This is a genomic window from Anaerorudis cellulosivorans, assembly GCF_025943985.1.
Lineage (GTDB): Bacteria > Bacteroidota > Bacteroidia > Bacteroidales > Dysgonomonadaceae > Anaerorudis > Anaerorudis cellulosivorans.
Window position 1 is genome coordinate 19596 of sequence record NZ_JAPCWE010000013.1, and the last position, 25831, is coordinate 45426.

General features: G+C 39.2%; 23 protein-coding genes and 1 pseudogene. 6 read left to right on the top strand and 18 right to left on the bottom strand.

What is annotated here, in order from left to right; translation table 11 throughout:
- Nucleotides 1–61: 61 nt before the first annotated feature.
- Both OLM34_RS08295 and OLM34_RS08300 read left to right on the top strand, forming a co-directional pair.
- On the top strand, nt 62–1303 hold the full coding sequence (locus tag OLM34_RS08295; RefSeq protein WP_264406568.1) for a DUF1015 domain-containing protein: 1242 nt from the start codon (nt 62–64) through the stop codon (nt 1301–1303).
- Nucleotides 1304–1314: 11 nt separating this feature from the next.
- Nucleotides 1315–1821, top strand: a complete 507-nt coding sequence (locus OLM34_RS08300; RefSeq protein WP_264406569.1) for an Lrp/AsnC family transcriptional regulator — start codon at nt 1315–1317, stop codon at nt 1819–1821.
- 439 nt (nt 1822–2260) lie between these two features.
- On the opposite strand, the gene OLM34_RS08305 is transcribed toward OLM34_RS08300, so the two are convergent.
- The 7 genes from OLM34_RS08305 to OLM34_RS08335 form a co-directional block, all read right to left on the bottom strand.
- Nucleotides 2261–3568, bottom strand: a complete 1308-nt coding sequence (locus OLM34_RS08305; protein WP_264406571.1) for an alpha-L-fucosidase — start codon at nt 3566–3568, stop codon at nt 2261–2263.
- A gap of 61 nt (nt 3569–3629) precedes the next feature.
- A complete protein-coding gene (locus OLM34_RS08310) occupies nt 3630–4286 on the bottom strand; it encodes a hypothetical protein (RefSeq protein ID WP_264406573.1) in 657 nt (218 codons plus the stop codon).
- Between the two features lie 87 nt (nt 4287–4373).
- Nucleotides 4374–5186 (bottom strand): glucosamine-6-phosphate deaminase, encoded by an 813-nt coding sequence (gene nagB / locus OLM34_RS08315; RefSeq protein WP_264406575.1) that lies wholly within the window; start codon nt 5184–5186, stop codon nt 4374–4376.
- A 55-nt stretch (nt 5187–5241) separates the two neighbouring features.
- Nucleotides 5242–6444, bottom strand: a complete 1203-nt coding sequence (locus tag OLM34_RS08320) for an FprA family A-type flavoprotein (RefSeq protein WP_264406661.1) — start codon at nt 6442–6444, stop codon at nt 5242–5244.
- Nucleotides 6445–6508: 64 nt separating this feature from the next.
- Nucleotides 6509–7426 carry a prolipoprotein diacylglyceryl transferase gene (gene lgt, locus OLM34_RS08325; RefSeq protein ID WP_264406577.1) on the bottom strand — a complete coding sequence of 306 codons (918 nt, stop codon included), beginning with the start codon at nt 7424–7426 and terminating at the stop codon, nt 6509–6511.
- Between the two features lie 398 nt (nt 7427–7824).
- Nucleotides 7825–9021, bottom strand: coding sequence for a VLRF1 family aeRF1-type release factor (locus OLM34_RS08330; protein WP_264406578.1), 1197 nt, complete (start codon nt 9019–9021; stop codon nt 7825–7827).
- A 176-nt stretch (nt 9022–9197) separates the two neighbouring features.
- Nucleotides 9198–9911, bottom strand: a complete 714-nt coding sequence (locus OLM34_RS08335) for a rhomboid family intramembrane serine protease (RefSeq protein WP_264406581.1) — start codon at nt 9909–9911, stop codon at nt 9198–9200.
- 190 nt (nt 9912–10101) lie between these two features.
- Between OLM34_RS08335 and OLM34_RS08340 the strand changes: the two genes are divergently transcribed.
- From OLM34_RS08340 to OLM34_RS08350, 3 genes are read left to right on the top strand one after another with little or no spacing between them, the layout of a single operon-like run.
- A complete protein-coding gene (locus OLM34_RS08340) occupies nt 10102–12069 on the top strand; it encodes an amylo-alpha-1,6-glucosidase (RefSeq protein ID WP_264406583.1) in 1968 nt (655 codons plus the stop codon).
- Nucleotides 12070–12071: 2 nt separating this feature from the next.
- Complete coding sequence (locus OLM34_RS08345; RefSeq protein ID WP_264406585.1) at nt 12072–13334, top strand: glycosyltransferase family 4 protein; 1263 nt, start codon at nt 12072–12074, stop codon at nt 13332–13334.
- A gap of 25 nt (nt 13335–13359) precedes the next feature.
- Nucleotides 13360–14694, top strand: coding sequence for a glycoside hydrolase family 57 protein (locus OLM34_RS08350; RefSeq protein WP_264406586.1), 1335 nt, complete (start codon nt 13360–13362; stop codon nt 14692–14694).
- Between the two features lie 6 nt (nt 14695–14700).
- On the opposite strand, the gene OLM34_RS08355 is transcribed toward OLM34_RS08350, so the two are convergent.
- The 9 genes and pseudogenes from OLM34_RS08355 to OLM34_RS08395 form a co-directional block, all read right to left on the bottom strand.
- Nucleotides 14701–15174, bottom strand: a complete 474-nt coding sequence (locus tag OLM34_RS08355) for a gliding motility lipoprotein GldH (protein ID WP_264406587.1) — start codon at nt 15172–15174, stop codon at nt 14701–14703.
- 10 nt (nt 15175–15184) lie between these two features.
- Nucleotides 15185–16390 (bottom strand): annotated as a pseudogene (locus OLM34_RS08360) (PSP1 domain-containing protein); the annotation flags it as partial.
- A gap of 74 nt (nt 16391–16464) precedes the next feature.
- Nucleotides 16465–17574: a DNA polymerase III subunit gene (locus OLM34_RS08365; RefSeq protein WP_264406588.1), complete on the bottom strand. Its 1110-nt coding sequence runs from the start codon at nt 17572–17574 to the stop codon at nt 16465–16467.
- Between the two features lie 58 nt (nt 17575–17632).
- Nucleotides 17633–18583, bottom strand: a complete 951-nt coding sequence (gene metF / locus OLM34_RS08370) for a methylenetetrahydrofolate reductase [NAD(P)H] (protein WP_264406589.1) — start codon at nt 18581–18583, stop codon at nt 17633–17635.
- Between the two features lie 11 nt (nt 18584–18594).
- Nucleotides 18595–19917, bottom strand: a complete 1323-nt coding sequence (gene rseP / locus OLM34_RS08375; protein ID WP_264406590.1) for an RIP metalloprotease RseP — start codon at nt 19915–19917, stop codon at nt 18595–18597.
- A gap of 36 nt (nt 19918–19953) precedes the next feature.
- The gene (locus OLM34_RS08380) at nt 19954–21111 is read right to left on the bottom strand and encodes a 1-deoxy-D-xylulose-5-phosphate reductoisomerase (RefSeq protein ID WP_264406592.1); all 1158 of its coding nucleotides are present in this window, start codon (nt 21109–21111) and stop codon (nt 19954–19956) included.
- Nucleotides 21112–21187: 76 nt separating this feature from the next.
- Nucleotides 21188–21712 (bottom strand): ribosome maturation factor RimM, encoded by a 525-nt coding sequence (rimM, locus tag OLM34_RS08385; protein ID WP_264406594.1) that lies wholly within the window; start codon nt 21710–21712, stop codon nt 21188–21190.
- A 14-nt stretch (nt 21713–21726) separates the two neighbouring features.
- Nucleotides 21727–22320: a DUF4290 domain-containing protein gene (locus OLM34_RS08390; RefSeq protein WP_264406596.1), complete on the bottom strand. Its 594-nt coding sequence runs from the start codon at nt 22318–22320 to the stop codon at nt 21727–21729.
- 6 nt (nt 22321–22326) lie between these two features.
- Nucleotides 22327–23259, bottom strand: a complete 933-nt coding sequence (locus tag OLM34_RS08395) for a glucosaminidase domain-containing protein (RefSeq protein WP_264406597.1) — start codon at nt 23257–23259, stop codon at nt 22327–22329.
- A 39-nt stretch (nt 23260–23298) separates the two neighbouring features.
- On the opposite strand from OLM34_RS08395, the gene OLM34_RS08400 reads away from it, so the two are divergent.
- The gene (locus OLM34_RS08400; protein WP_264406598.1) at nt 23299–23775 is read left to right on the top strand and encodes a cytidine deaminase; all 477 of its coding nucleotides are present in this window, start codon (nt 23299–23301) and stop codon (nt 23773–23775) included.
- A 29-nt stretch (nt 23776–23804) separates the two neighbouring features.
- Here OLM34_RS08400 and OLM34_RS08405 read toward each other — a convergent pair whose 3' ends face one another.
- Both OLM34_RS08405 and rodA read right to left on the bottom strand, forming a co-directional pair.
- Nucleotides 23805–24299, bottom strand: a complete 495-nt coding sequence (locus OLM34_RS08405; protein WP_264406600.1) for a DUF4348 domain-containing protein — start codon at nt 24297–24299, stop codon at nt 23805–23807.
- Nucleotides 24300–24368: 69 nt separating this feature from the next.
- Complete coding sequence (gene rodA, locus OLM34_RS08410) at nt 24369–25826, bottom strand: rod shape-determining protein RodA (RefSeq protein WP_264406602.1); 1458 nt, start codon at nt 25824–25826, stop codon at nt 24369–24371.
- Nucleotides 25827–25831: the final 5 nt, after the last annotated feature.

Sequence of the window (25831 nt, forward strand, 5' to 3'; positions counted from 1 at the left end):
CTTTTTATGAAACAAAAATAGTAACTTTGCGCCGAAATAATCGTGAAACAAGCATACTAAAATGAAAGTAAAACCTTTTAAAGGAATCCGTCCGCCAAAATCGATGGTAATGGAAGTGGCATCACGCCCCTACGATGTACTCAATTCTGAAGAAGCCCGCAAAGAAGCGGAAGGAAACGAAAAATCGCTTTATCACATCATTAAACCCGAAATCGACTTTCCCGAAGGAACGGACGAGCATGATCCGCGGGTATATGAAAAAGCTGCCGAAAATTTTCGTAAATTCATGAAAAATGGGTGGTTGGTGCAAGATCCGGACGAAATGTATTATGTGTACGCTCAAACGATGAATGGGAAGACTCAATACGGAATCGTAGTGGGAGCTTCAGTGGAAGATTATCTGACGGGGAAAATAAAAAAACACGAACTGACACGTCGTGATAAGGAAGAAGATCGCATGAAACACGTGCGAATAACCAATGCCAACATGGAGCCGGTATTTTTTGCTTATCCCGACAATCCGGAATTGGAAACCATCGTGAAACGTGTTTCCGCTGAAGAACCGGAATACGATTTCGTTTCGGGAGACGGGATCGGACATCATTTTTGGTTGATTCGCGACAAGAAAGATATCGAAAACATCACCCGCATTTTTGCTTTCATACCCTCCATGTACATTGCCGACGGTCATCATCGTTCTGCTGCAGCAGCTTTGGTAGGTGCCGAAAAAGCGAAAAACAACCCGTACCATAGAGGAGATGAAGAGTATAATTATTTCATGGCTGTTTGTTTTCCGGCAGGACAACTCAACATTATCGATTATAATCGCCTCGTAAAAGACCTGAACGGTTTAACGCCCGAAGAATTCCTAAAAAAGCTGGAAGAAAATTTCGTTATTGAACCTACCGGTTCGGAAATTGAAAAGCCAAAACATTTGCACAATTTTTCGATCTATTTAGACGGAAAATCCTATAGCCTGACAGCCAAACCTCATATTTTGCATGATGAAGATCCGGTGGATCAATTGGATGTGTCGATTACATCGAAGTATATACTCGACGATATCATGGGGATTAAAGACTTGCGCTCAGATAAACGCATCGAATTTGTCGGCGGTATTCGCGGTCTGAACGAACTAAAAAAACGCGTAGATAGTGGTGAAATGGCATTGGCGATCGCGCTGTACCCGGTTTCCATGAAACAATTGATGGAAATTGCCGATAGCGGAAAAATTATGCCTCCAAAAACCACATGGTTTGAACCCAAACTGCGTTCGGGGCTGATAATTCATAAATTAGATTAAAAAAAAATCCTATGACGTATCACGAATTAGACGAAATGGACCAAAAAATCCTTAATCTCATTGCCGACAATGCACGGATACCCTTTCTTGAAGTAGCTCGCGAATGTGGGGTATCGGGTGCTGCCATCCATCAGCGCGTACAAAAACTCATCAATCTCGGCATCATTAAAGGTTCGGAATTTATTATCGATCCCGAAAAAATCGGCTATGAAACCTGTGCTTATATCGGAATTTATTTGAATTCGCCAAGCAATCATCAAGCGGTTGTGGAAGAGCTTCAGAAAATACCTGAAGTTGTTGAATGTTATTACACCACAGGGGAATACGATTTATTTATAAAAGTATATGCCCGAAACAATCATGATTTACTGAATCTCATTCACGAAAAACTGCAACCGTTGGGATTAGCCCGATCCGAAACACTGGTTAGTTTCAAACAAGCTTTCAGAAAAAGACTACCTGTTCCTATTACCAAAAAAGAAGAAAAAGAAGAAAAAGGAGAAGAAAAGGAAAATTGAAGACTCGTTGCCGGTAAAAGACCAAAAAACATACCCAAATAGGAGGATTTAATCGCAATAATTACCGTTAAATAATCAAAATCGTTTTCTTTACTTCAGGGCTTATTGTATCTTTACATAGTAAAAATCATATTCGAAGCAAAAAATGGGTATTATTCTGAGATTTTTTCTCTCTCTTCTTGCCTTTTATTTTCTGATTAGATTTGTCTTCAATCTTGTGATGGGCAAAAGATGGGCATCAGAAAATAAAACATATCGGCAAAAACAATCACAAAATCAACCTAAGATTCCATCCCAAGAAGATAGAATCATTTCGTACCAGAAAAAAAAGTTTGAATCGACCACTATCGAAGACGTTGAATTCGAGGAAATTAAAGAAAAATAAAAACCTCACCGCAACGATAAGTTCAACACTATATTGCAGCGAGGTTTTTTTATTCTATTTGAGCTCTACTTCTACTACAAAATCCACATCATCAGGTACTTTATCGAAAGACAATATAACGCCATCGGAAACAGCGGTATATTTTACCGGCTTTTTATCGATGAATACTTTTGCCGATTTTACCTTTCTGCCGTTTAACGGCAAATATAAAGCCCGATCTTCAAGATTTAATATATGCACAAACAATGTGTTGCCTTTTTGTGTGGTAACACCCCAGTGACGAGGAGTCACCATTCCGCCGCGCGTACCGTAAATGGTTTCGCCATATTGTTTCAGCCAATTCCCCATGGCTTTGTAACGTTCAACGGCAATGTCGGGAAATTCACCGTTTGGTCGCGGACCGACATTCAGCAGTAAATTGGCATTGTATCCGGCTGTTTTTACCAGATAATGAATCAGTTCTTTCTCCGATTTGTAATTTAAGTCGGTAATGTTATATCCCCACGAATTGTTCATGGTTTCACAGGTTTCGAGCGGAAGAGCCCCCACCGTCTGCTCCTCGGCAAAACCGGTTGTATTGTGACCGGGCAAGTCTTTTTCGAAAGTTTGCGCATCCTCACCTTCAATGGGCGTCAAATGGTGATTGTTGATGATAAGGCAACCGGGCTGCAGTTTATGAATATGAGCATAAATCTCGGGCAACCGCCAGTCGAAACCGGGATTCTGATCTTGATCCCATTGGCCGTCAAACCAAATTGCCCCTATCTCACCATAATTCGTGAGCAATTCGGTCAACTGGTTCAACATGAATTGGTGGTAGGTATCCCAACGTCCGTGTTCGGTACGCCCTACTCCGCGACCGGTTCTGCCCAACGGACAATAATCGGTGCGCGACCAATCGAGTAACGAATAATAAAAGTGCAGTTTGATGCCTTGTTTATGGCATTCATCGGCAAGCTCCTTAAGAACATCCCGTTTAAAAGGTGTGGCATCCACAATATTAAACGGCGACTGTTTGGTTGCAAACATCGAAAAACCATCGTGATGACGAGAAGTGATGCAAATATACTTGGCTCCCGCTGCTTTAACATCCGACACCCATTTGCCGGCATCAAATTTTGAAGGATAAAAACCTTCGGCAAGTTTGGCATATTCTTTATAGTGAATATTTCTGTTGTTCATAATCCACTCGCCGTTGGCCATCATGCTGTAAATGCCCCAGTGAATGAATACCCCGAATTTCATGTTCTGAAATTCTTCCCGATTTTGCAAATTTTCTTTCGCAGGCACATACCCCGGCTGTGCCTTCACGCCCGTCGCGATTAACAATAACACAAAAATAAAACGAATAATGTGTTTCATTATACTATTATTTAAAAAATGAGTTGGTTTAGCAGCATACTTTCATTCGTACAAAATGCCTCTATCCATGTGTTTCCATAAAATTTATCAGATCGGCAACGCTTTTCTGATCTTCAAAATTAACTTTATGGGTTTTTGTATATTCCTCGTACAGTTTTTTCTTTTGCTTGTAAAATGCTTTGATTTGCCCAAGGGTACGAAAACTTTTTAATTTTCCCTCCTTTTCGATCCAATAAACCGTATAAGGCTTTACCTTGAAATCGTCGGGCAACTTAAGATCATAAATTCTTCCATCTGAAATGAGCGAAGAATAACTGTCGGTAGCCGATGTTTCGGAGGTCCCGCCATAAGCTGCCGGTTTCCCCGGAGGGATAACCCGGCATTTATGCTGAGCAAAAAATTTGTAGGAGGAATCATGAAGCAGTTCTAAAAAATTACCATCGGTATAGATAAACTTTCTATCTCCAATGAAAACGGTATCTATTTGAGGAATAACGGTTTTCCCGATAGCTAAAACGTTGCCGTTGTCATCAAAAACCATTTCTTCCGTAAGCGAATTATAATTCAATCGCGTTTTCAATTCAGTGCCGTTTTTCATCAATACCCTGCCCTCTTGAAATTCAGGGAGCAGATAATGAGACAACGTAACGGTGTTGGTTTGGGCAAACAATGAAAAGGATGCCGCAAACAGAAAAAAAGGAATAACCCTGTGTTTCATAGGAAAAAATAGTAAAGTTATATCCGAACAACGAAGGTAAATCAACACACACTTCAAAAATACCTTCACGCTGCGAAATAGCGACGCCTATGGCAACAACGATTCGGGATTGAGATTACCTTGCTCGATGTCGAGAAAATAGTTATACGTCCCCACTTTCAATTCCACACATGCAGCTTCATCGCAAACGATAATACCCTTAGGATGAAGTTGTATGGCGCTTATTGTCCACATCTGCGTTATGGAACCTTCTACGGCATGACGCAAAGCACGCGCTTTGTGATGCCCATTAACAAGAATCAAGACCTCTTTTGCGTCCATAACGGTTCCTACTCCCACGGTCAGTGCGGATTTAGGAACTTTATTCACATCGTTATCAAAAAAACGCGAGTTGGCAATGATGGTATCGGTTGTCAACCGTTTTACTCGCGTACGCGAACTCAGCGAAGACCCCGGTTCATTGAAAGCAATATGACCGTCAGGGCCTATTCCGCCCAAAAACAAGTCGATTCCTCCGGCATCCCTAATCGCATCCTCATACGCTTGACATTCGGCTTCCAGATTTTCGGCATTACCATTGAGAATATGCACATTTTCCGGGCGGATATCGATATGATTAAAAAAATTATTCCACATGAAAGAATGATAACTTTCGGGATGATCCTTTGGTAACCCCACATATTCATCCATATTGAAGGTAATGACGTTTTTAAACGAAATCGTCCCTTTTTGGCATAACTTAATCAGTGCACTGTACGTTCCCAGTGGCGATGATCCGGTAGGCAAACCCAATTTGAAGGGTTTTTCCGGTGTCGGATTTGCTTTGATGATTTTGGAAGCAATGTAATTGGCTGCCCATTGAGCTAATCGCTCGGAATCGGGTTGAATAATCAGTCTCATGATTTTATTTTTTTATATGAATTAAAAAATTACTACTCTTTTGCAGGATAACGATTCAATCTTGTCGCTGTAATTTTTCGGCCATAATTTGCCCCAGATTCCATGCACTCTCGACTACATCGGCATGTAAGGAATGTTTCATGGAAACAGGATCGCAAACTATATCAAAACGCATCTCCTCTGCAAATTCCTTAAGATGCCTCAACGAAGCATCGGCCCAACTGAATCCGCCAAAATAGCCGAACAACCGGTCTTTGATGTTTCGATTGCGCAATGCAGAAATCAAACTTTCTATGCCGGGATAAAGTTGATTATTGTACGTTGGCGATCCGATAATCAACCCCCTATATTTAAATATATCGCGAAGTATATCCGATTGGTGACTTTTAGAAACATGGTGCATGACCACGTTTTTTATACCGTTTTCGGCTGCCGAAGCAGCAATAATTTCGGCAAGCTGTTCCGTATTTCCATACATGCTTCCGTAAGCAATTACCAGCCCTTTATCGGCTTCATATTTACTCAGTTTATCATACAATGCGATCACTTTTTCGATATTCCCTTTTTCCGTCCATACAGGGCCGTGTGTAGAACAAACAACCTCGATATCGATTCCCGATAGTTTTCCTAATGCTGCCTGTACCGGTGAACCATATTTGCCCACAATATTGGAATAGTAACGAATCATTTCGTCGAAATACCCATCCGAATTGAGTTGCGAATCCACAACGCCACCGTCGAGTGAACCGTATGTTCCGAAAGCATCACCCGAAAAAAGTATTTTTAACTCCGGCACATAGGTCATCATCGTTTCAGGCCAATGAATCATGGGTGTAAGATAAAACCTCAGGGTATTTTTCCCGAGTTTAACCTCATCCGCATCCTTTATCGAAAGAATATTTTCCGTGATGCCGTAAAATCCTTTCAACATGTCCATTGTGCGGCTGTTGCCGATAATGGTAATATGGGGATATTGGTTCACCAGCCACTCAATGGATCCGGAGTGATCGGGTTCCATATGGTTTACCACCAGATAATCGATGGGCTTATCTCCCAACGCCGATCTGATTTTACGAAAATATACTTCCGAATAACAAACATCTACTGTGTCGATAAGAGCTACTTTATCGTCATCGATAAGATACGAATTATAGGAAATTCCTTTGGGAAGAGGCCATAAATTTTCGAAAAGATGTTTGGTGCGATCATTCACGCCCACATAATATATTCCTTCTTTGATTTGACTGGTTTTATACATCATACATCACGCTTTTTTATCCCGACATTTGTTCGCAAAATGAGAAATTGAGGAGGTAAAAATACTATTTTTTCTTCTTTTGGTATTCTTTTTTACCTTTGTTTTTAGCTCTATTTATAGCCGATGCTTTGGGTGTATTTGCAGGTTCAGGTTTTTTCTTAAGAGCAGATACAATTAATGCTATTCCCCAAATGATAAAAGGAATACTAAGCCATTGGCCAAGAATCAAACCGGTATGATCGCGTAACATAATTTCAAAATCGACCTGAACATTTTTTATGTATTCGATTAAAAAACGAGCCACAAAAATCAGCGTTAATCCAACACCGGTAATCAAACCTTTTCTGTCTTTGGCATCGGTTTTCCAATACATATACATACATACCCCAAAAACGAACAGGTAAATGAGTGCTTCGTAAATTTGAGTAGGATGCGAAGGTTCGGAATAAACCGGCTCTGCTCCATTCATCCAGGCATACGTATTGGTAATGAATCGAAAACCCCACGGAAGATCGGTAGGACCACCATAAATTTCGTGATTCATGAGATTGCCCAACCGAATCATGGCTGCCGTGAAACCGGTGGGGACCATTAATCGATCAAATGTCCACAGCATGCTCAACTTGGTCACCCGTCTTGAGTATAGCAGGACAGCTATAATAATCCCCAAAACGCCTCCGTGACTGGCTAGTCCGCCTTTCCAGATTTTCAAAATTTCCACAGGATGCGACAAATAATATTGCGGTTCGTAAAATAAACAATGCCCCAACCTGGCTCCCACAATTATGCCTATAATTGTGTAAATGAACAATGAATCGAACCATTTTTCGGGAAGATTTTCGCGCTTGAAAATTTGTTGCACAATATATACCGCCACAATCAGTCCGATGACCCATAACAAGCCATACCAACGAATCTCACGACCAAAAACAGTAAAAAGGGTGGGATCCACATTCCATGTTACATATAACAGTGTGTTCATTGGTTTTTAATTTGTGGCAAAGATAGTCAATTTTATTAGATATATACTTTTCATGGGAGCAATTTCCGAAAACAGCGAATTAAACCCGTATAAGCAGCTACCCGGGCGGCACCTTCTCCGTACCAAGGCTGCACCATCCTCGCTCCAACTCCGCTCTTCGATTTTGCATTTTTTGATGTTTATATTCAGGTCGGTTTTACACTGAACCGACATAATTCGGGGGTTTTGTCCCTGCTATAGAGCAAGCATGAAGCGAACGTTCTACATGTATGCTGCAATTATCAGGTCATCTTTTAAGGGTTTCTCGTTCCGGAGAAAAAATGCATATAAATAAAAAAACGGAAAATAACTTTCATCAATTGAAGTCATTCTCCGTTTTTTTCTTTCTTTTTTGTTAATTACCAGCGCACTATACCGGCAATACCTTGTAATTCGTTATACAGTTTTTCTTTCATTGCTCCATCGACAAATTCTATTCGAGTAGCATATTGGGCAGCCAACAGAAACACTTCTTTTTTTAACTCGACTTCTTCATAGGATGGATCAAGCTCCTGCGCTTCTTCAGGATTGGCGAAAATCATCTCGTCTTTACATTTATATACCTTAGCATGTAAATCCCAAGGCAAAATCAACACCTGAAGACGAGCCATCTGAATAGCTTCCAGCACATTTTGCAAACCACAAACACCTTTTGGACTTTGTGCATCGGCGATTAATTGCATTTCTTCGCGTTCTTCGGCTTCCCTTAATACAGGCGCTATTCGTTCCAACACATCTTTCGAAGAAGGATTTTCGGTATCTAACGGATTGGATACATATCCGATTATTAACTCGCGAATATGACGATTCAAATGGTTTTCGAATAATTTCACTTCCCAATCATTTCCCATCAATATCAGTCGGTCCAACCCTAAGTCGAGTACCGATTTTTCTACCATCTGAGCCAATCTTACATACAATTTGTGAGAAAAGGTTTGGATCCTGGCTTTTTGTCTGTCTTTGAATTTCAATTTGTCGTTAAATGTTCTTTCTTCCAATACTCCCGACTCGATAATTTGTGCATATTCATTGAATTCTTTCCATTCATCCGGCGTTATTTCAGCAAAAGTCTCCGTAATTTCCTCGATTTCGTTTAAAAATGCTTCGTAAAATCTCCATTTGCTGCCATAAACATGTACTACCCCCACTCTGTAAAATTCATCAAAAGCATAAAGAATTGGCAATACATACGGTTTTCCGAAATGCGTTTCAACTCTCCCTCTTACCAAATCTACAACGGGCAATTCTACCTGTAATTCAAAATGTTCGACTTCCAATTCATTTTTATCGTTAACCCATGCAAAAAGTGCCAACGTACGAGCCCCTACGATAAGCTGATCGATGAAAACGATCAATTCGTCATAAAATGTTTTGCCTTTTTTCAAGTTTACCTTAAGCTCGTCCATCGACTTTAACGTATTTTTCAGTCGTCCATGCCATGCTCTTCCAAAATTATCCGGATCAGCAGGATTAACATTGCAGTATACAGACAATACCGGTTTATCTACACTGCTAATGATTTTTTTGAATCGTTGGATATCCTTTTTGCTTATCATAACATTAAATTTTTATAATTAATACGCCTTCATTAGGAATTGGTACAAAAACTATGCAATTGTAATTAAGTAAAAATAATCGGCGGGGCCAACCATCGATCTTTGATTCCTGTTATTCTTTTTGTTTTTAAGCTTTTATACTACTTAGGAGCGTAAATTTATTTATACAACTTTTGTTATGGTTTTATGAAATGATTGCCGTTAAATGACAATATGGCATAATCATAATCATAATCATCGCCGCCACTTTCTTCCTCCTCTTCCTCGTCTTCCTCACGGACCATCAAGGGTTTTTGCGGGCCTTGTTTTCTTAAAACAACAGCCATCATTAAACCGCTAATGGCTCCTGAAAGATGCGATTCCCACGAAATTTGCGTATCTATCTTTTCCGAAAAAGGGAAAATGCTCCATATCATGCTCCCGTATATAAATATAACGACCAACGATAAGGCGATCAACGGAACATGTTTTCTGAAAATACCGCTGAAAAACAAGAAAAAAATCAGGGCAAAAATCAAACCGCTGGATCCGATATGATACGATTCGCGCCCGATAATCCATGTGAATACACCGCTAAGAAGCCACAAATAAACAAACGACTTAAAAGCAATCTGACTGTAGAAATAAAATAAACACCACATTAAAATCAACATCGGAATCGTATTGGAAAATAAATGAGAAACCGATTCATGAATCAACGGTGCAAAGACGATTCCCGCCAAGCCTTGGGTATGACGAGGAAGGATTCCCAGTCTGAAAAGATCGAATCCGAAAATATTCGAAACATATAAACCAAAAATCAACCAGAGAAAGACAATATATACAATCGGCGGAATCAGCGCTAAACGCATCCGCTTTTTTTCTCGGGCTATTTCACTATTCTCGCTCATCGATTTACTAAAAAAATAGAACAAAATATGAAAATTCAGTTCTTGTCAAAAACAATAATATTCCGTATCCTCAAAGATATTTACAAATTATCGAAATAAAAAAACAATTGAATTTTTTTGTAAATAATATTAAATTATCTATCTTTCGAAAAGAATTAAACACACATTTATTATTTTAAATTTACTAGCAATGAGTTATCTTAAATTCGATAGACGTTTAATGATAAATCTGGAATATTCGTTATATCGAAGTGTTCTGAGGACAAACAGAAAAGGTGCTTATCAAAACACATCTATTTCGGGGTGTAATACCAGTAAATATCAAGGATTGCTGGTAATGCCCGTCCCTTATCTCGACGATGAAAATCATGTGATTCTATCTGCTGTCGATGAAACTATTATTCAACATGGAGCCGAATTTAACCTGGGAATTCACAAATATAGCGGAGATATTTATTATCCGAGAGGACATCAATACATTCATGAATTCAATTGTGACAGCGTTCCTCAAACCATTTACAGAGTGGGTGGCGTTCTTCTTTCCAAAGAAACTATGTTTTCATCGCGAGAAAACAGATTGATGATCCGATATAAACTGATCGACGCACATTCTCCCACTATCATCCGATTTAAACCGTTTTTGGCCTTTCGAAAAGCTTCGCAATTAACGAGAGAGAACGATCAGGTCGATCGCTCGTACCGACAGGTTGAAAACGGTATCAGCACATGTATGTACTTTGGATACCCGGAACTTTTCCTTCAATTCAACAAAAAACCCGAATTTATATATCATTCCGATTGGTACCGCGGAATCGAATACATTCAAGACCAACAAAATGGGGATTCGTATCAAGAGGATCTTTACGTTCCCGGTTATTTCGAAATGTCTATCGAAAAAGATGAAGAAATTATTTTATCGGCAAGCGACATAGTGGTAGATACTTCTATCTTGTTTGATGAATTTGAGTATGAATTAAGGAAACGCACCCCTCGTTCCAATTTTTATAATTGCCTTAGAAATTCGAGTCACCAATTTTTTTATATCCCCAAAAACGAGGAAACGTATTTATTGGCCGGTTATCCCTGGTTTAAGGTACGTGCGCGGGATCTATTTATTTCACTGCCGGGTTCTACGCTTGCAGTAGATAGGGTCGATGATTTCGAAAAAATAATGGATTCGTCAATTCCTCATTTAATGGATTTTATGGAGGAAAAACCGTTGAAAAATATCATTAAACAAATCGAAGATCCTGATGTCCTTTTATGGGTAGTTTGGGCATTGCAACAATACCGGAAAGAAAATAACGAGACGTCCAATGAAAAGTATACTCCTTTTCTTTTTTTCATCATGAAATATATTTTAACGAACAAACATCCCAACTTAAAGGTTAATAATGAAACCGGTTTGGTTTATACAGACGGACACGATGTTGCCGTGAGTTGGATGAATGCTACGCTGAACGGAAAACCTGTAGTTCCCAGATCGGGTTATTTGGTTGAATTTAATGCTCTTTGGTATAATGCTTTGTGTTTTGCCGAAGAAATAGCCGAAATTACAAAGGATAAAGAATTGACAACGTTGTTTCGTGAAAAAATAGAAATTGTGAGGCGGACATTTGTAACTACATTTATGAACGAAGCCGGATATTTATACGATTATGTGGAAAACGATTATCGCGACGTAAACGTTCGCCCAAATATGATTTTTGCCGTTTCGCTCGACTATTCACCACTGGAACGCAGTCAACAAAAATCGGTAATCGATTATGTGACAAAAGAATTGCTGAGCAATTGTGGCATCCGGTCGCTAAGTCCTAAAAGCGGCAATTTTAAACCGCATTACGAAGGCAGCCCTGAAGAAAAAACTTTTGCTTACTTTAATGGCATGGCTTTTCCATGGCTTTTTGGCTCCTATATCGAGGCTTATCTTAGAGTTTTCCACAAAAGCGGTTTATCATTAGCCGACAGAATTATGGTGGCAATGGAAGATGAAATGCAAAACAACTGCATCGGTACTATTTCAGAAATGTACGATTCTACGCCTCCATTTCTCGGACGAGGGGGATTCTCCTTTGCCATGAGCGTTTCGGAATTGCTTCGGGCACTAAAATTAATGAAGTCTTATGAAAGTGAACCTCAAAAAGGATCGACGATATAGAAATGAAAGTTTTGATGTTTGGGTGGGAATTTCCACCTCATATTCTCGGCGGACTCGGAACTGCCTGTTATGGAATAACAAAGGGCCTTTCCATGCAACCGGACATGGAGATCACCTTTGTAATACCTAGAACTTGGGGTGACGAGGATCAGAGTTTTGTAAAAATATTGGGGGCAAACAGCACACCTATTGTATGGCGCGATGTGGCATGGGAAACAGTTAGGGATCGCCTGGGAAAATTTATGGCTCCTCAGGAATATTATCGCTTGCGTGATCATATTTACGCCGATTTCAGCTACATACACACGAATGATTTGGGTTGCATTGAATTTTCGGGACGTTACCCATCCAATATTTTGGAAGAAATCAACAATTATTCTATCGTAGCCGGCGTAATTGCCCGAACGTACGATTTTGACGTTATTCATGCGCACGATTGGCTTACTTATCCTGCAGGCCTTCATGCCAAAAGTGTCACCGGGAAACCACTTGTTATCCATGTTCATGCAACCGAATTCGACCGCAGTCGCGGAAAACCCAACCCTGTTGTCTATGGCATTGAAAAAGATGGGATGGACCACTGCGACAAAATTATTTGCGTAAGCAATTTGACGCGAAAAACCGTAATCAATAATTATCATCAACCGGAGGATAAAGTAGTGACGGTTCATAATGCAGTAGACCCATTGAGTCCCGAAATCGAAGCGATCGAACGATTGGCCGGCGTTCCGGAAAAGATTGTCACTTTTCTCGGTCGTATTACCATGCAAAAAGGACCCGAATTTTTTGTTGAAGCAGCCACGCAGGTTCTCAAAAGAACAAATCATATCCGTTTTGTGATGGCCGGTAGTGGCGATATGCTAAATCAGATGATTCATATGGTGGCCGACAGAGGTATTGCCGACCGATTTCATTTTACCGGATTTCTTCGGGGGAAACAGGTGTATGAAATGTTCAAATCGAGTGATGTATATGTAATGCCTTCTGTTTCGGAGCCGTTTGGCATCTCCCCTCTCGAAGCCATGCAATGCGGCGTGCCTTGCATTATTTCGTATCAATCGGGTTGCTCCGAAATTCTGAATTATGTCATCAAAACCAATTATTGGGACGTGGATGCTATGGCTGATTCCATCTATTCGCTTTGCACATATCCCGGCATATCCGAATTTCTTAAGGAAGAAGGGAAAAAAGAAGCGAACAACATAAAATGGGAATATGCTGCTCAAAAAGTATGCGATATTTACAACCAACTCGTTTATAGATAATTAATCAGAAAAGCATGATACTTGTATGAAAAAAATTTGTTTTTATTTTCAAATTCATCAGCCCTTTCGTCTAAAAAGGTACCGCTTTTTCAATATCGGAAAAGATCATTACTATTACGACGATTATTCCAACGAAAGTATTCTTCAACAAATTGCGGATAAATCGTTTTTACCTGCCAATCGCATGTTCTTGGATCTCGTCAATCTCTACAAAGGACGTTTTAAAATCGCGTTCTCCATTTCGGGTGTCGCATTGGATCAACTTGAAATCTATGCACCGGAGGTAATAGACGGACTTATGGAATTGAGCAAAACGGGAAATGTGGAATTCCTTGCCGAAACCTATGCCCATTCCCTTTCTTGCTTGGGTGATCCCATCGAATTTCAAAGACAGGTGAAGCAACATGCCGAAAAAATAAAATTGCTGTTCGATCAGAAACCAACCGTATTCCGAAATACCGAACTTATTTATTCCGACGAAATATCGGAATTGGTTTACAAGATGGGATATAAAAAAATGATTACTGAAGGTGCTAAACAGGTTTTAGGTTGGAAAAGCCCGAATTATGTTTATCACTCCGTAACCCAACCCAATATGAAGTTGCTGCTCAGAAACTCGGGGTTGACTGAAAATATTACGTTCCGTTTTTCCGATTACACTTGGCATGATTATCCATTAACAGCAGAAAAATTCATCAGTTGGATAGCAGCAACTCCTCCGGAGGAAGAGATTATCAATCTTTTTATGAATTACGAAACATTTGGCAATTTGCAACCTTCCTATACCGGTATCTTCGAATTTATGAAAGCGTTGCCTCGTTTTGCTTTTGAAAATAATATCGAATTTGCTACGCCAAGTGAAATTCTCGATGAGTATAAACCGGTTGGGCCAATATCGGTGCCCGATCCTATTTCATGGTCGGATGAGGAACGCGATCTAAGTGCATGGCTCGGAAACACATTGCAGCGCAGCGCCTTTAATACACTTTGCGGGATCAGCGAACGGGTTCGCTTGTGCGAAGACAGACGGTTAAAGCAGGATTGGCTTTACCTGCAAACCAGCGACCATTTTTATTATATGTCGACTAAGCATTTTTCGAAAGGAGAACCCTACACACGATTTAGCCCTTACCCCTCTCCCTATGATGCTTTTAACAACTACATGAATGTATTAAGCGATTTTATTGCCCGCGTTAAAGCTCAATACCCCGATACGGTTCAAAATGAGGAGCTTGGCTCTCTTCTTACCATCATCCGCAATCAGGAAAAGAAAATCAAAAAATTAGAAGCCGAACTGAAAAGCATCAGGGAAGCCAATGTTGAGAAGTTTGTAAAGAAAGAAAAAGAAGAAGTAGAATAAAAATTTCTATGTTTTAGAAATTTTTACACCTATTCTTTCGATTCCCACCAACGGATCATCTTTCATAAAATGACGAATATAAAAACGATAATGAGTTACACTGTCCTTTGCCCTTATATTTTTTTTGCAGGGTACCGAAAGTTGATGCATGCCACCCCCACCCGAACTTAACCATTTTCCATATCGATCGCAAACCTTGCATTTTAACGTATCGTATTGTAAAATGGTATCTTGCAAATTATTCCCTATCAGGAGCCACAAATCCTGATAGGGATAACTTTTGTTATGCATAATCACAATATCCGCTTGATAGATATCGGATGGATTCAACCGAAGGGAGTCGAATTGGATACATATAACACTATCCCTCGGCCATTGTCCACTCGAAAGATGTTTAAAGGCATAATATTCGTTGTTCTCGTTGCACGACAAGAATATAACTGATAAACAGGTCAAGAAAAAATACGCCTTACTATTCATTTTTATCGGGATTATCCGACGAATTTTCTGTATTTGTCTTTGCTGACTTTTTATTTTGTTTACGTTTTTTCTTTTTCTTCTTCTTTTTAACTGAAGAAGAAGAAATTTTGTCATCGAAACGATCGATATTTTGATCGTTCAACAAGTCATTCATATAAAGAGCCTCATTTTGAACATTTTCTTCAATATCCGGTTCCAATTTTAAGGGTTTTTCTCCCTTCTTATTCATATTGATAACTTCAAAAACCCGATCCTTGGAAATGGTAACCAAATGAACGGGATTATATTTATCGGTAGAATAAGTTAACAGGCCTTGAAAAATATCGGTTTTTACATGATAATAATCGGCATCTTTTGTTTGAAGAACAATTTCATAAGAAGGTAAGTTTTTTTGAGCCTCTACATAAGCATCGATTTCATAATTGAGACAACACTTTAGTTTTCCACACTGACCCGCCAATTTTTGTGGATTGATGGAAAGATCCTGACAACGGGCACAAGATGTGGAAACCGATACAAAGTTTGTCATCCAACAACTGCAGCACAATTCGCGCCCACAAGGTCCGATTCCTCCGATTCGTCCGGCCTCCTGCCTTGCTCCAATTTGTTTCATTTCGATCTTCACCTTGAATTCCGATGCCAAAACTTTAATTAACTGGCGAAAATCTACCCGTTCATCGGCAATATAATAAAAAATAGCCTTGCTCCCATCGCCTTGATACTCCACATCTCCTATTTTCATTTGCAAACCCAACTCTTCAGCTATTTGACGAGATCGGATCATTGTTGGGTATTCTCTTGCTTTCGCTTGATTGTATTTCTCCAAATCCGTAGGTCTTGCAATACGGTACACGCGTTTCAACCCGCCGTTATTCTCCTCTCGAAAGTTATTCTTTTTCATTTGCAGTTCCACCAACTTACCGGTAAGCGAAACTGTGCCGATATCGTGTCCGGGGGTCGCTTCCACAGCTACAATGTCACCAATTTTCAAATCGATATTGTTGCTATTGATATAATATCCTTTACGTGTATTTTTAAATTGTACCTCTACCATTTTAGTGGCTGCTTGCATTTCGGGATAATCATGCAGCCAATCGTAAGTATGCAACTTGTTGATATGAGGGGAACAACCGTAACAGCACGTTGTATTTTTTATTGTGGATGATTTTTCAGGTACAATATCCGAAAAATCTTCATATATATTTTCATTTTCCATAGAAAAAAAGAACTGATTTACCGAATTTATATTGATTCAACTTCTTATATTGCAATCCAAAATGGATCACACGATTAATTTAATAATAAAACGGTAATTTTCAAACAAAGATCGAGAAAAATAATCTTTGCATTGCCGTTCTGCTCAATTTGCCGATAGGCAAGAGAAAACTCATCGTTAAGTTTCTCTATATTCTGTTCATTGATAAAGGGAGAAAAACGAATGCCAAACTCGGCTTCCTCACTGTTCAAATATACCATTTGGGGTTCATGCAGGTTGTTTATGAAATATTCGCGAAACATTCGCAGACAATACAACACATAACTCTTTTGCATTTCACGGCCTATACCGGCAATTTCATTTGCTATTGCTTTGATATTCTTTATGTTTCGTGAAACAGATGCACGCATCATCGTTTTAAATAGATCAAAAAAATATTTTGTCTCATCTGTCGATTCGATAATTTTCATCGCTTTGGTAAAGCTGCCATTAGCGATATGAACAACCGATAAGGCGTCTTTTTCTGCAAGACAATACTTCGATTCAATAGCGTCTACCATTTCATCATTCTCAATTGCATTTACATGAACAAGTTGACAACGAGATTGAATGGTTGGCAATACCCCATCAAGCTCTTCCGAAACCAAAAGAAACACCGTATTAACAGGTGGTTCTTCGATCATCTTCAAAAGCTTATTAGCACATACCTCATGCATTTTTTCCGGAAGCCAGACAATCATGATACGATATTTTGCTTCATAAATTTTTAAACTGAGCTTTCGGATAATCTCTTCACTTTCTTTAGCATAAATAATTCCTTGTGCATTTTGAGCATCAATGAAATTAAGCCAGTCATTGAGGTTGAAATAGGTATGTTGTGAAAGAAAACTACGCCATTGTGGCAAATATTCATCAGAAACTTTGGATTTAATAACAGGAAAAGCAAAATGCAAATCGGGATGAGCCAATTTATTGAATTTTAGGCATGAAGGACATTTTCCACACGCATCGCCGACCTGAGGATGCAAACAATTGAGATACCTTGCATACGCAATGGCAAGAGGCAATTTACCCACTCCCTCAGGCCCATAAAACAAATAGGCATGAGAAACAAACCCCTTTTGTTCAGATTCCAAAAGATGCTTTTTTATATCCCGTAATCCAATGATATCTTTAAAATACATTTTCTCCTTCGATTGCCAAGAGGGATATCTCACCCTTTGCTATAATTTCGAAAACCTTTTAATAAATTTCCTTCGCAACCCTGTAAACACTCTCTGTTGCCATCAGAGAATAAAAATGAATACTTGGCACGTTATGTCGAATAAGTTCCTTACACTGGGCCGTGCACCATTCTACTCCCACTTCCTTGGCATCTTCATCGTTTTTGCATTTTCGTAATTCCTTTGCCAAGTCTTCAGGAATATTTGTTCCGAAAATTTTAGGTAAAGCTGTCAATTGATTTTTCATGTGGATGGGTTTTATGCCGGGAATAATTGGCACTTGAATACCTTCGACACGACATCGATCAACAAATTCGAAATATTTCCGATTATCGAAAAACATTTGGGTTACCAAATATTCTGCTCCATTGTCAACCTTCATTTTTGTGTAAAAAATTTCAGATTCCATGTTAGGAGATTCGGCATGTTTCTCCGGATAGCAAGCCATTCCATAAGAAAAAGGTTCTTCGGGAGGAGTAAATCTACTTCCGTCAAGAGCAATACCCCGATTGAAATTGTTGACTTGTTCCTGCAAATCGGTTGCATGTTCGTGGCTATCCATTTTTTTCTGTTCTTCATTCAATTTATTGGTATCCCCACGTAAAAGCAACAGATTAGTAATTCCGAGAAACATGAGATCTATTAAAGCATATTCTGTTTCTTGCTTCGAAAAACCCTTACAAATAATATGAGGAACTGCCGTGATGCCGTATTTGTTTTGAATAGCTGCGGCAAGGGCAACTGTTCCCGGCCGGCGACGGATATTTACTTTACGAATCACACCATCCTTATCTTCTCTATAGACTGTTTCGCTATGATGAGTCGTGATATTGATATATTTTGGATCAAACTCTTTCAATCTATCTATCGTTTCAAAAACCTGATAAATTCCATTCCCTTTGAGGGGTGGCAACAATTCGAAAGAAAAAGCGGTTTTTGTTGCTGTTCGTATTCGTTCTGAAACTTTCATATTTCTCCAACTTATTTAAATATGGCTCGAATTATATCCATGCCGTTAGCATAGAGAACCAAAGCCAACAAAAAGATCATACCTGCAATTTGTGCATATTCCAAGAATTTTTCGCTTGGTTTTTTGCCCGAAATTACTTCGCATAACAAAAATAACACATGTCCACCATCCAATCCCGGTATTGGGAGTATATTCATAAATGCTAAAATTACAGAAAGAAATGCAGTCATCAACCAAAATGCATGCCAATCCCATACAGGAGGAAACAAGCTGCCGATAGTCCCAAATCCGCCCAAAGAGGAAACACCCTCTTTGGTAAATATATATTTAAATTGATTTACATAATCTTTGAGCGTTTGTACTCCCATTTTAATTCCGGCCGGGAAAGCTTCAAAAAAGTTATACCGGAGTGTAACTGTCGGATATATTTGCATGGGCGATTTGGGATAAAAACCCAATAATCCCAGGGAGTCGACCGATGCAACCGCAGTATTTAACATACCGTTTCGATAAAAATCAAGAACAATTTCCTGAATTTTATTTTTCTCGAGTTCACTTTTGAAATCGGTGAAAGTTGGAGTCGGAATGCCATTTATGGCTACAAGACTATCCTCCGGTAGTAATCCGGCTTTAGCTGCCCCACTACCCTCCTGTACTTCGGCCACTACTGTTGGAAATCGATATGTAGCAAAACCCTCTTTTGCCGCCATCAATTCATTCATGAAATTTTCGGGAATGGGTATAACCACCTCTTGCCCGTTTCGCAATACGGTTACCTCACGGGCATTGGCTATATCGAGAAGGGTACTTACACCAAAACGCTCCAATTCTTTATCATCAGCTTTCAGCAAAATATCCCCATCCTGAAATCCCACCTTATGAGCCACTTCACTGTATTCCATTCCCATATGCACATTTTTAAGCGGCAAATAGGTATCGTTCCAGGTAAAGAGCACCATTGCATAGATGATAAATGCCAAAATAATATTGAACAATACACCGGCAATCATTACCAACAAACGCTGCCATGCAGGTTTAGATCGAAATTCCCATGGTTGAGGAGGCTGTGCCATTTGTTCCTTATCCATGGATTCATCAATCATGCCGGCTATTTTCACATAACCTCCCAATGGCAACCAACCAATGCCGTATTCCGTATCGCTGTTTTTGGGTTTATATCGGAATAGTGCAAAACCGGGATCGAAAAAAAGATAAAATTTCTCGACGCGTATTTTAAAGATACGTGCAAAAATGAAATGTCCAAACTCATGTACGATGACGAGTATCGATAAACTCATCACCAATTGTAAAGCCCTGATTAGAAATGTTTCCATTAAATTCTACAAGTTTCTGTTGATCTGTTATTGCTTTTAAATAAATTCTGAAGCAATTGTTCTTGCTTCAAGATCGGTACGAAAATAATCGTCCAGATCGGGTGTTTTCACAAACGTTGATTTTTGCATGGTTTTTTCGATGATCTCACTCATTTGAAGGAAACCGATAGACTCTTGTAAAAAAGATGCTACGGCAACTTCATTGGCAGCATTAAGTATGCAGGGCATATTGCCACCCATTTCGATTGCTTGATATGCAAATGTTAAATTCCTGAATTTGTCGTAATCGATTTTTTCAAACGTAAGACTCGATATTTCGGTAAAATCCAAGGGTTTTATATTTAACGTCAGCCGTTCCGGATATGACAATGCATATTGAATGGGTAACCGCATATCGGGTTGACCCAGTTGAGCAATAATGGAGGTATCTTCAAACTGCACCATAGAGTGAATGATGGATTGCGGATGAATCACCACTTCGATATCCGAAGGTGCTACATCAAAAAGCCATTTGGCTTCAATCACTTCAAAACCTTTATTCATTAATGTGGATGAATCGATGGTTACTTTAGCTCCCATTTTCCAATTAGGGTGTTTCAACGCCTGTGTTGTGGTAACTTTTGCCAATTCTTCCGTTGAAAAGGAACGAAAAGGCCCTCCCGAAGCCGTAAGAATGATTTTATTGATCCTGTTGCAACCTTCCCCATTTAAACATTGAAAAATAGCCGAATGTTCCGAATCGACGGGTAAAATGGGAGCGCGATGTGCCAATGCCATCGATGTGATCAATTCTCCGGCAACCACTAACGTTTCCTTGTTTGCCAAAGCAATGGTTTTACCTGCTTTTATGGCCGAAATTGTGGGTTTTAATCCCGAAAAACCGACCATTGCAACCAAGACTATAGTAATGGCTTCGCTTTGTACCATCTGACAAATAGCATCACTTCCTGCCCACACTTTAATAGGCAGATCGGATAAGGCTTCTTTTACCTCGGTATATTTTTTTTCGTTGGCAATCACTACTATTTCCGGAAGGAATTGACGGGCTTGCTCAACCAAAAGTTGTACATGATTATTCGCTGTAAGGGCAAATACCTCAAAACGATCAGGGTGTTGCTGAATCACATCCAGGGCCTGTGTTCCAATAGACCCTGTAGAACCTAAAATGGCTATTTTTCGTTTTTCTTCTCTCATTTTTGAGACACAACGTCTGTTACGTTCGCAAAGATAGTAAAATTCATTCCCGTTTACAAGCGTGTAAGGTGGAGTACTATTCGGTTGATTCTTCAATCAACCCTTGAGGAAGATCGACGTGAAGAATTTTTTCCTGTTCATCAATTTCAAGAATAAAATCTTCCGTAGCAGGAATCAAATATTCCGAATTATTCCTTTTTACGGCGAAAAGCACATTCATTGTTGCGTTATCCACTGCCTCAACCACTCCTAAATTACCTAGCGTTTGATCGATTATGGTATAGCCAACAAAAAAATCCCATCCGGTTTCTGTCTCTTCATCTGCAACTGTCAGGCTTTCTTTTGGAAGATAAACACGAAGATCGGCATACCTGGTTGCCGTAGCTACATCATCCACTCCCTCAAATTTTACCCGTGCTGTCGTATCATTGGTGAAGCGGATTTCTTCCACAAAAAAAGGAACGAAAATGCCATCGATTTCCAGAAAATAATACGACACATCAATATCGGAATACGATCGTCGATCAAAAAGAAGAGTCATTTCTCCTTTTATTCCATGAGGCTTTAACAATCGACCGATTGGGGTGACATTTTCTGCCAATATCATGGTTGTTTTTAGTGCTTTCGTTGTACTTTGATGGTCTTCATTTTTTTACCAAAACCATTCGTTTTTATTTCCGGAATTGAATAATTCGATTTATCCAACTGTATTTTTCCGTTGGATAGTTCATACAAATCCTGAATAATTTTGGTATCATCTACCTCTTTATTCCACTGAATATAAGACCGTTTCATTTGACTCGCCAATATATCGATAAGGTGATTCTTTGCTTCCCCATCTTCCATAGCGGCAGCAATGTCGATCATTTTTTCCAAAATTTTACCGTAATGACGATACTTCATGTCGGAACGGCTATATTCAATACGACCGGGAGGTAGGTTTAATTCCTCTTTTTTAATTACTTCGTAAGGATAGTCAATATCAAGTTTAAAATCCGACATGATAGCCAAATGATCCCATAGAATATGTTTGAAATCCTCTACATCACGTAAATGAGGGAACATATTTCCCATAATATTTATAACAGCTTGTGCACATTTTTTACGTTCATTTCTGTCGGGTAGAGAAACACAGTAATCCACCATATTCTGAATATTTCTGCCGTATTCAGGCATAATCAATCGTTTTTGTTGCGTGTTATACTTCATATATACTTATCTTAATTTAAGCACATCCCCTTCTTCGGGAACGTAACTATAACTTTTTTTATTTAAGCGATACAAATTTCGAAGTCGAATGCCATATTTTTGGGAAATGCTGTGCATCGATTCGCCCACCTGCACCTCATGTTGAAAATAGGGTATGTCGGCGCGAGTTTTTTTCTTCTGAAAATAAACAATATCGCCTTCATTCAATGGAAAATCTTTCGGAACTTCGTTATATTTCAAGAGATCTTTTTCTTTAAATCCGAATTCTTTCGCGATACTTGCGTAAGTATCCCCTTCCATCGCAATGATATATACCAAACCATGTGTTTTATAAGGCTGATGTTTCCAGCCTTCATTACCGGAAAGAGATTTATCTTCTCCCTTGTAGTTTTTATGATAATTTTTATCATCAAACCGGTATAGCTTGTAGTCTTCAATCAACTTAATAAGTTTATTCGCGTAAGCTTTATCTGTGGCATACCCTGTTGTTTGAAGTCCTCTTGCCCATCCTTTATAATCTCTGATCGAGAGATCAAACAATACTTTATAGCGACTTCCGTATGCCAGAAACTCGGCATGATCTTGATAAGAATCTTCTACGGCTCGATATTTTCGGAAACAATCGTTCGGACCATCATCCGGGGCGTATACCGTTGGACCATCCCAATCGCGGTGACATTTTATTCCAAAATGATTATTTGAATAACGCGCCAAATCACTCATGCCTGCCCCCGATTCCAATAATCCCTGAGCTAAGGTGATAGACGCAGGAATACGATACTTCTGCATATGTTCCACAGCTATGTTGCTGTATCTTTCAATATAATTCTCATAAGCTTTTATTCTTGTCTGTCCGAATAGGGCTACAGAAAAAAATAAAGCCGAAAAAACAACAGAAGCGCGCGAAATATAGTTATATTTGTGTCTAAAGGATCCCATTATCTATAATTACATAAACCATTCAATCGATGGATTACAATGATCGAAATTAATCTAATCACAAAGATAAGAGTTTATCGGATAGAGGAGTGCTCCGAAACCGAAAAAAAACTTATAGAAGAAGCAAAAAAAGTTTCCCGACATGCTTATGCACCTTATTCAACCTTCTGTGTAGGGGCTGCAGCTTTACTTGAAGATGGTACTATTCTACCGGCCAACAATCAGGAAAATGCAGCTTATCCTTTGGGATTATGTGCAGAACGCATCGCCGTTTTCTTTGCTAATGCCAATTTCCCGGAAAAGAAAATCACGGCCATTGCAATTGCTGCTTTTCATGAAGGAAAATTTACAAAAAAAGCCGTTACTCCTTGCGGTGCTTGTCGACAAGTGCTTTGGGAAACAGAAAATCGATTCGAATCACCCATAAAAACAGTAATGTATGGAGAGGATGGCATTTATGTTGCGGATAGCATAAAAGAGCTGCTCCCACTAAACTTTGGAGAGGAAATATCGTGATAAATCGATTGCTGCAACTCAATGCCTGTCTAAAACGATGTTTCTTCGAGAGCAACCAAATACCATTGTCCCTCTTTTCGTTTAAAAAAATAATTGGCATAAATTCCGTTATCGATACCTCGAAGTTCAACAATAGCCGAATCGAGTTTGAAAAGAACTTCTTGAGAATATTGATCGTAATCGCGCGTTTGATAAGTGCTGTCGTAGGTAAGATCAAGGTGTTCCCATTCTTGCTTTTGAATGGTTTCTTCCTTGAGAATCATTCCTTCATCAGCGACATCAGATACAACGGCTTTAACCGGGAATGCAATACGTTTTAACTGAAATATCCTGTCGGTGCTGAATTTCTCCAGAAAGTCATAAAAATTTTCATTGCCGGCCTGAGATAATTGATTGTTTTGGGTCAGTTGTGAGGCGGAGAATGTCGCTGAAACTGCACTTGGATCGTTGCTATTTGTTTTTCCCCTTGAACATGAATTAAGTGAAATGGCTAACTCAATTAAAATAAAACAGATAACCTTCATTATGTTTGATATAAAATACGTCGCAAAGGTATATAGAAAAGTTGATTATCAAAAATAAAAGCGATATTTTTATTCTTTTCGTCGAGATTTATCCAATCTCAAAAAAATGAAGAGCAAAAGGGTAAATCCCCACAACGAAGATCCGCCATAACTAAAGAAGGGTAAAGGAATACCAATTACCGGCATCAACCCGATAACCATTCCAATATTAATCATTAAATGAAAAAGAAAAACACTAACCACTCCATAGCCATAGACCCGTCCGAAAGTCGTGGTTTGTCGCTCAGCCAGATAAATAAGCCGAAGAATAAAGCATAAATATAAAATCAATACGATGCTTGATCCCACAAATCCCGCCTCTTCGCCAATCGTACAAAAAATAAAATCGGTATCTTGTTCAGGTACATATTTTAATTTAGTCTGCGTTCCATTCAAAAATCCCTTACCCGAAAAACCGCCCGAACCAATAGCTATTTTCGATTGACCAACATGATAACCCGCTCCTTGCAAATCTTGCTTCATACCTAATGCCACTTCAATCCGAATTCGCTGATGGGGTTGTAAAACATCGTTAAACACATATTCTGTCGATTCCAAAAAAGCAAAAGATCCGATTACAAAAGCCACTATATAGATGTATATTCTTTTTCTGTATGAAAAAAAGAGTAATAACAAATACACGATTACAGATATCAATGCAACAAGCGCTATTAAACCCCAATTAATAGTTATGCCAAAAAGACTCACCAAAAAAGCGATTAAAAAGACAGATGCCGGCATTCCTAAAATCATAAAAACAACTTCTTTACGTTTTACATAATTTCTTACCAGCACAGCGGTAAATAAAATAATAAGAATAAGGGTAATAAATTCGCCTAATGAAAAGAGGCCGAGTTGCGTATCCGAGAACTTGAGCCCGAACACAAAATAGACAATTGCGGCTATGAATACAAACAAAATTCCTCCCGGCAATCCTTCTCTGTAAAGCACCAACAGAAAGCTTAAATAAACCAAAGCCGTTCCGGTTTCACTTTGCAAAACAACCAAAAAAGCCGGAAACACTATAATGGATAACGTGAGTATCAAATTTTTCCACTGCATCAGGTGAAAATCATATAAACTGAATACTTTAGCTAAAGCCAAAGCAATAATAAACTTCATAAACTCTGCGGGTTGAAGTCGCACAGGTCCCACTACCAGCCACGAACGTGATCCGTTAATTTCAGGTGCAACAAGACAGGTTACGATGAGCAGAAAAATGCCTGTCAAATAAAAAACAAAAGCGTATGTTTCATAAAATCCGGCATCGATTTTCAGCAATGCAAAAGCCAACATAAGAGAAGTACCTATCCACACCAGTTGCATGGTTGCCCTGTCGGACAAATCAAACCAACTCACCGCATTTTCAATATCATAACTTGCAGCGTATACACTCAGCCAACCGAGAATGAGAAAAACCACGTACATCAGCACCGTTAGCCAATCTACCTGTCCCTTATCCGTTATTTCTTTGCTGTTGAAATACATGACGA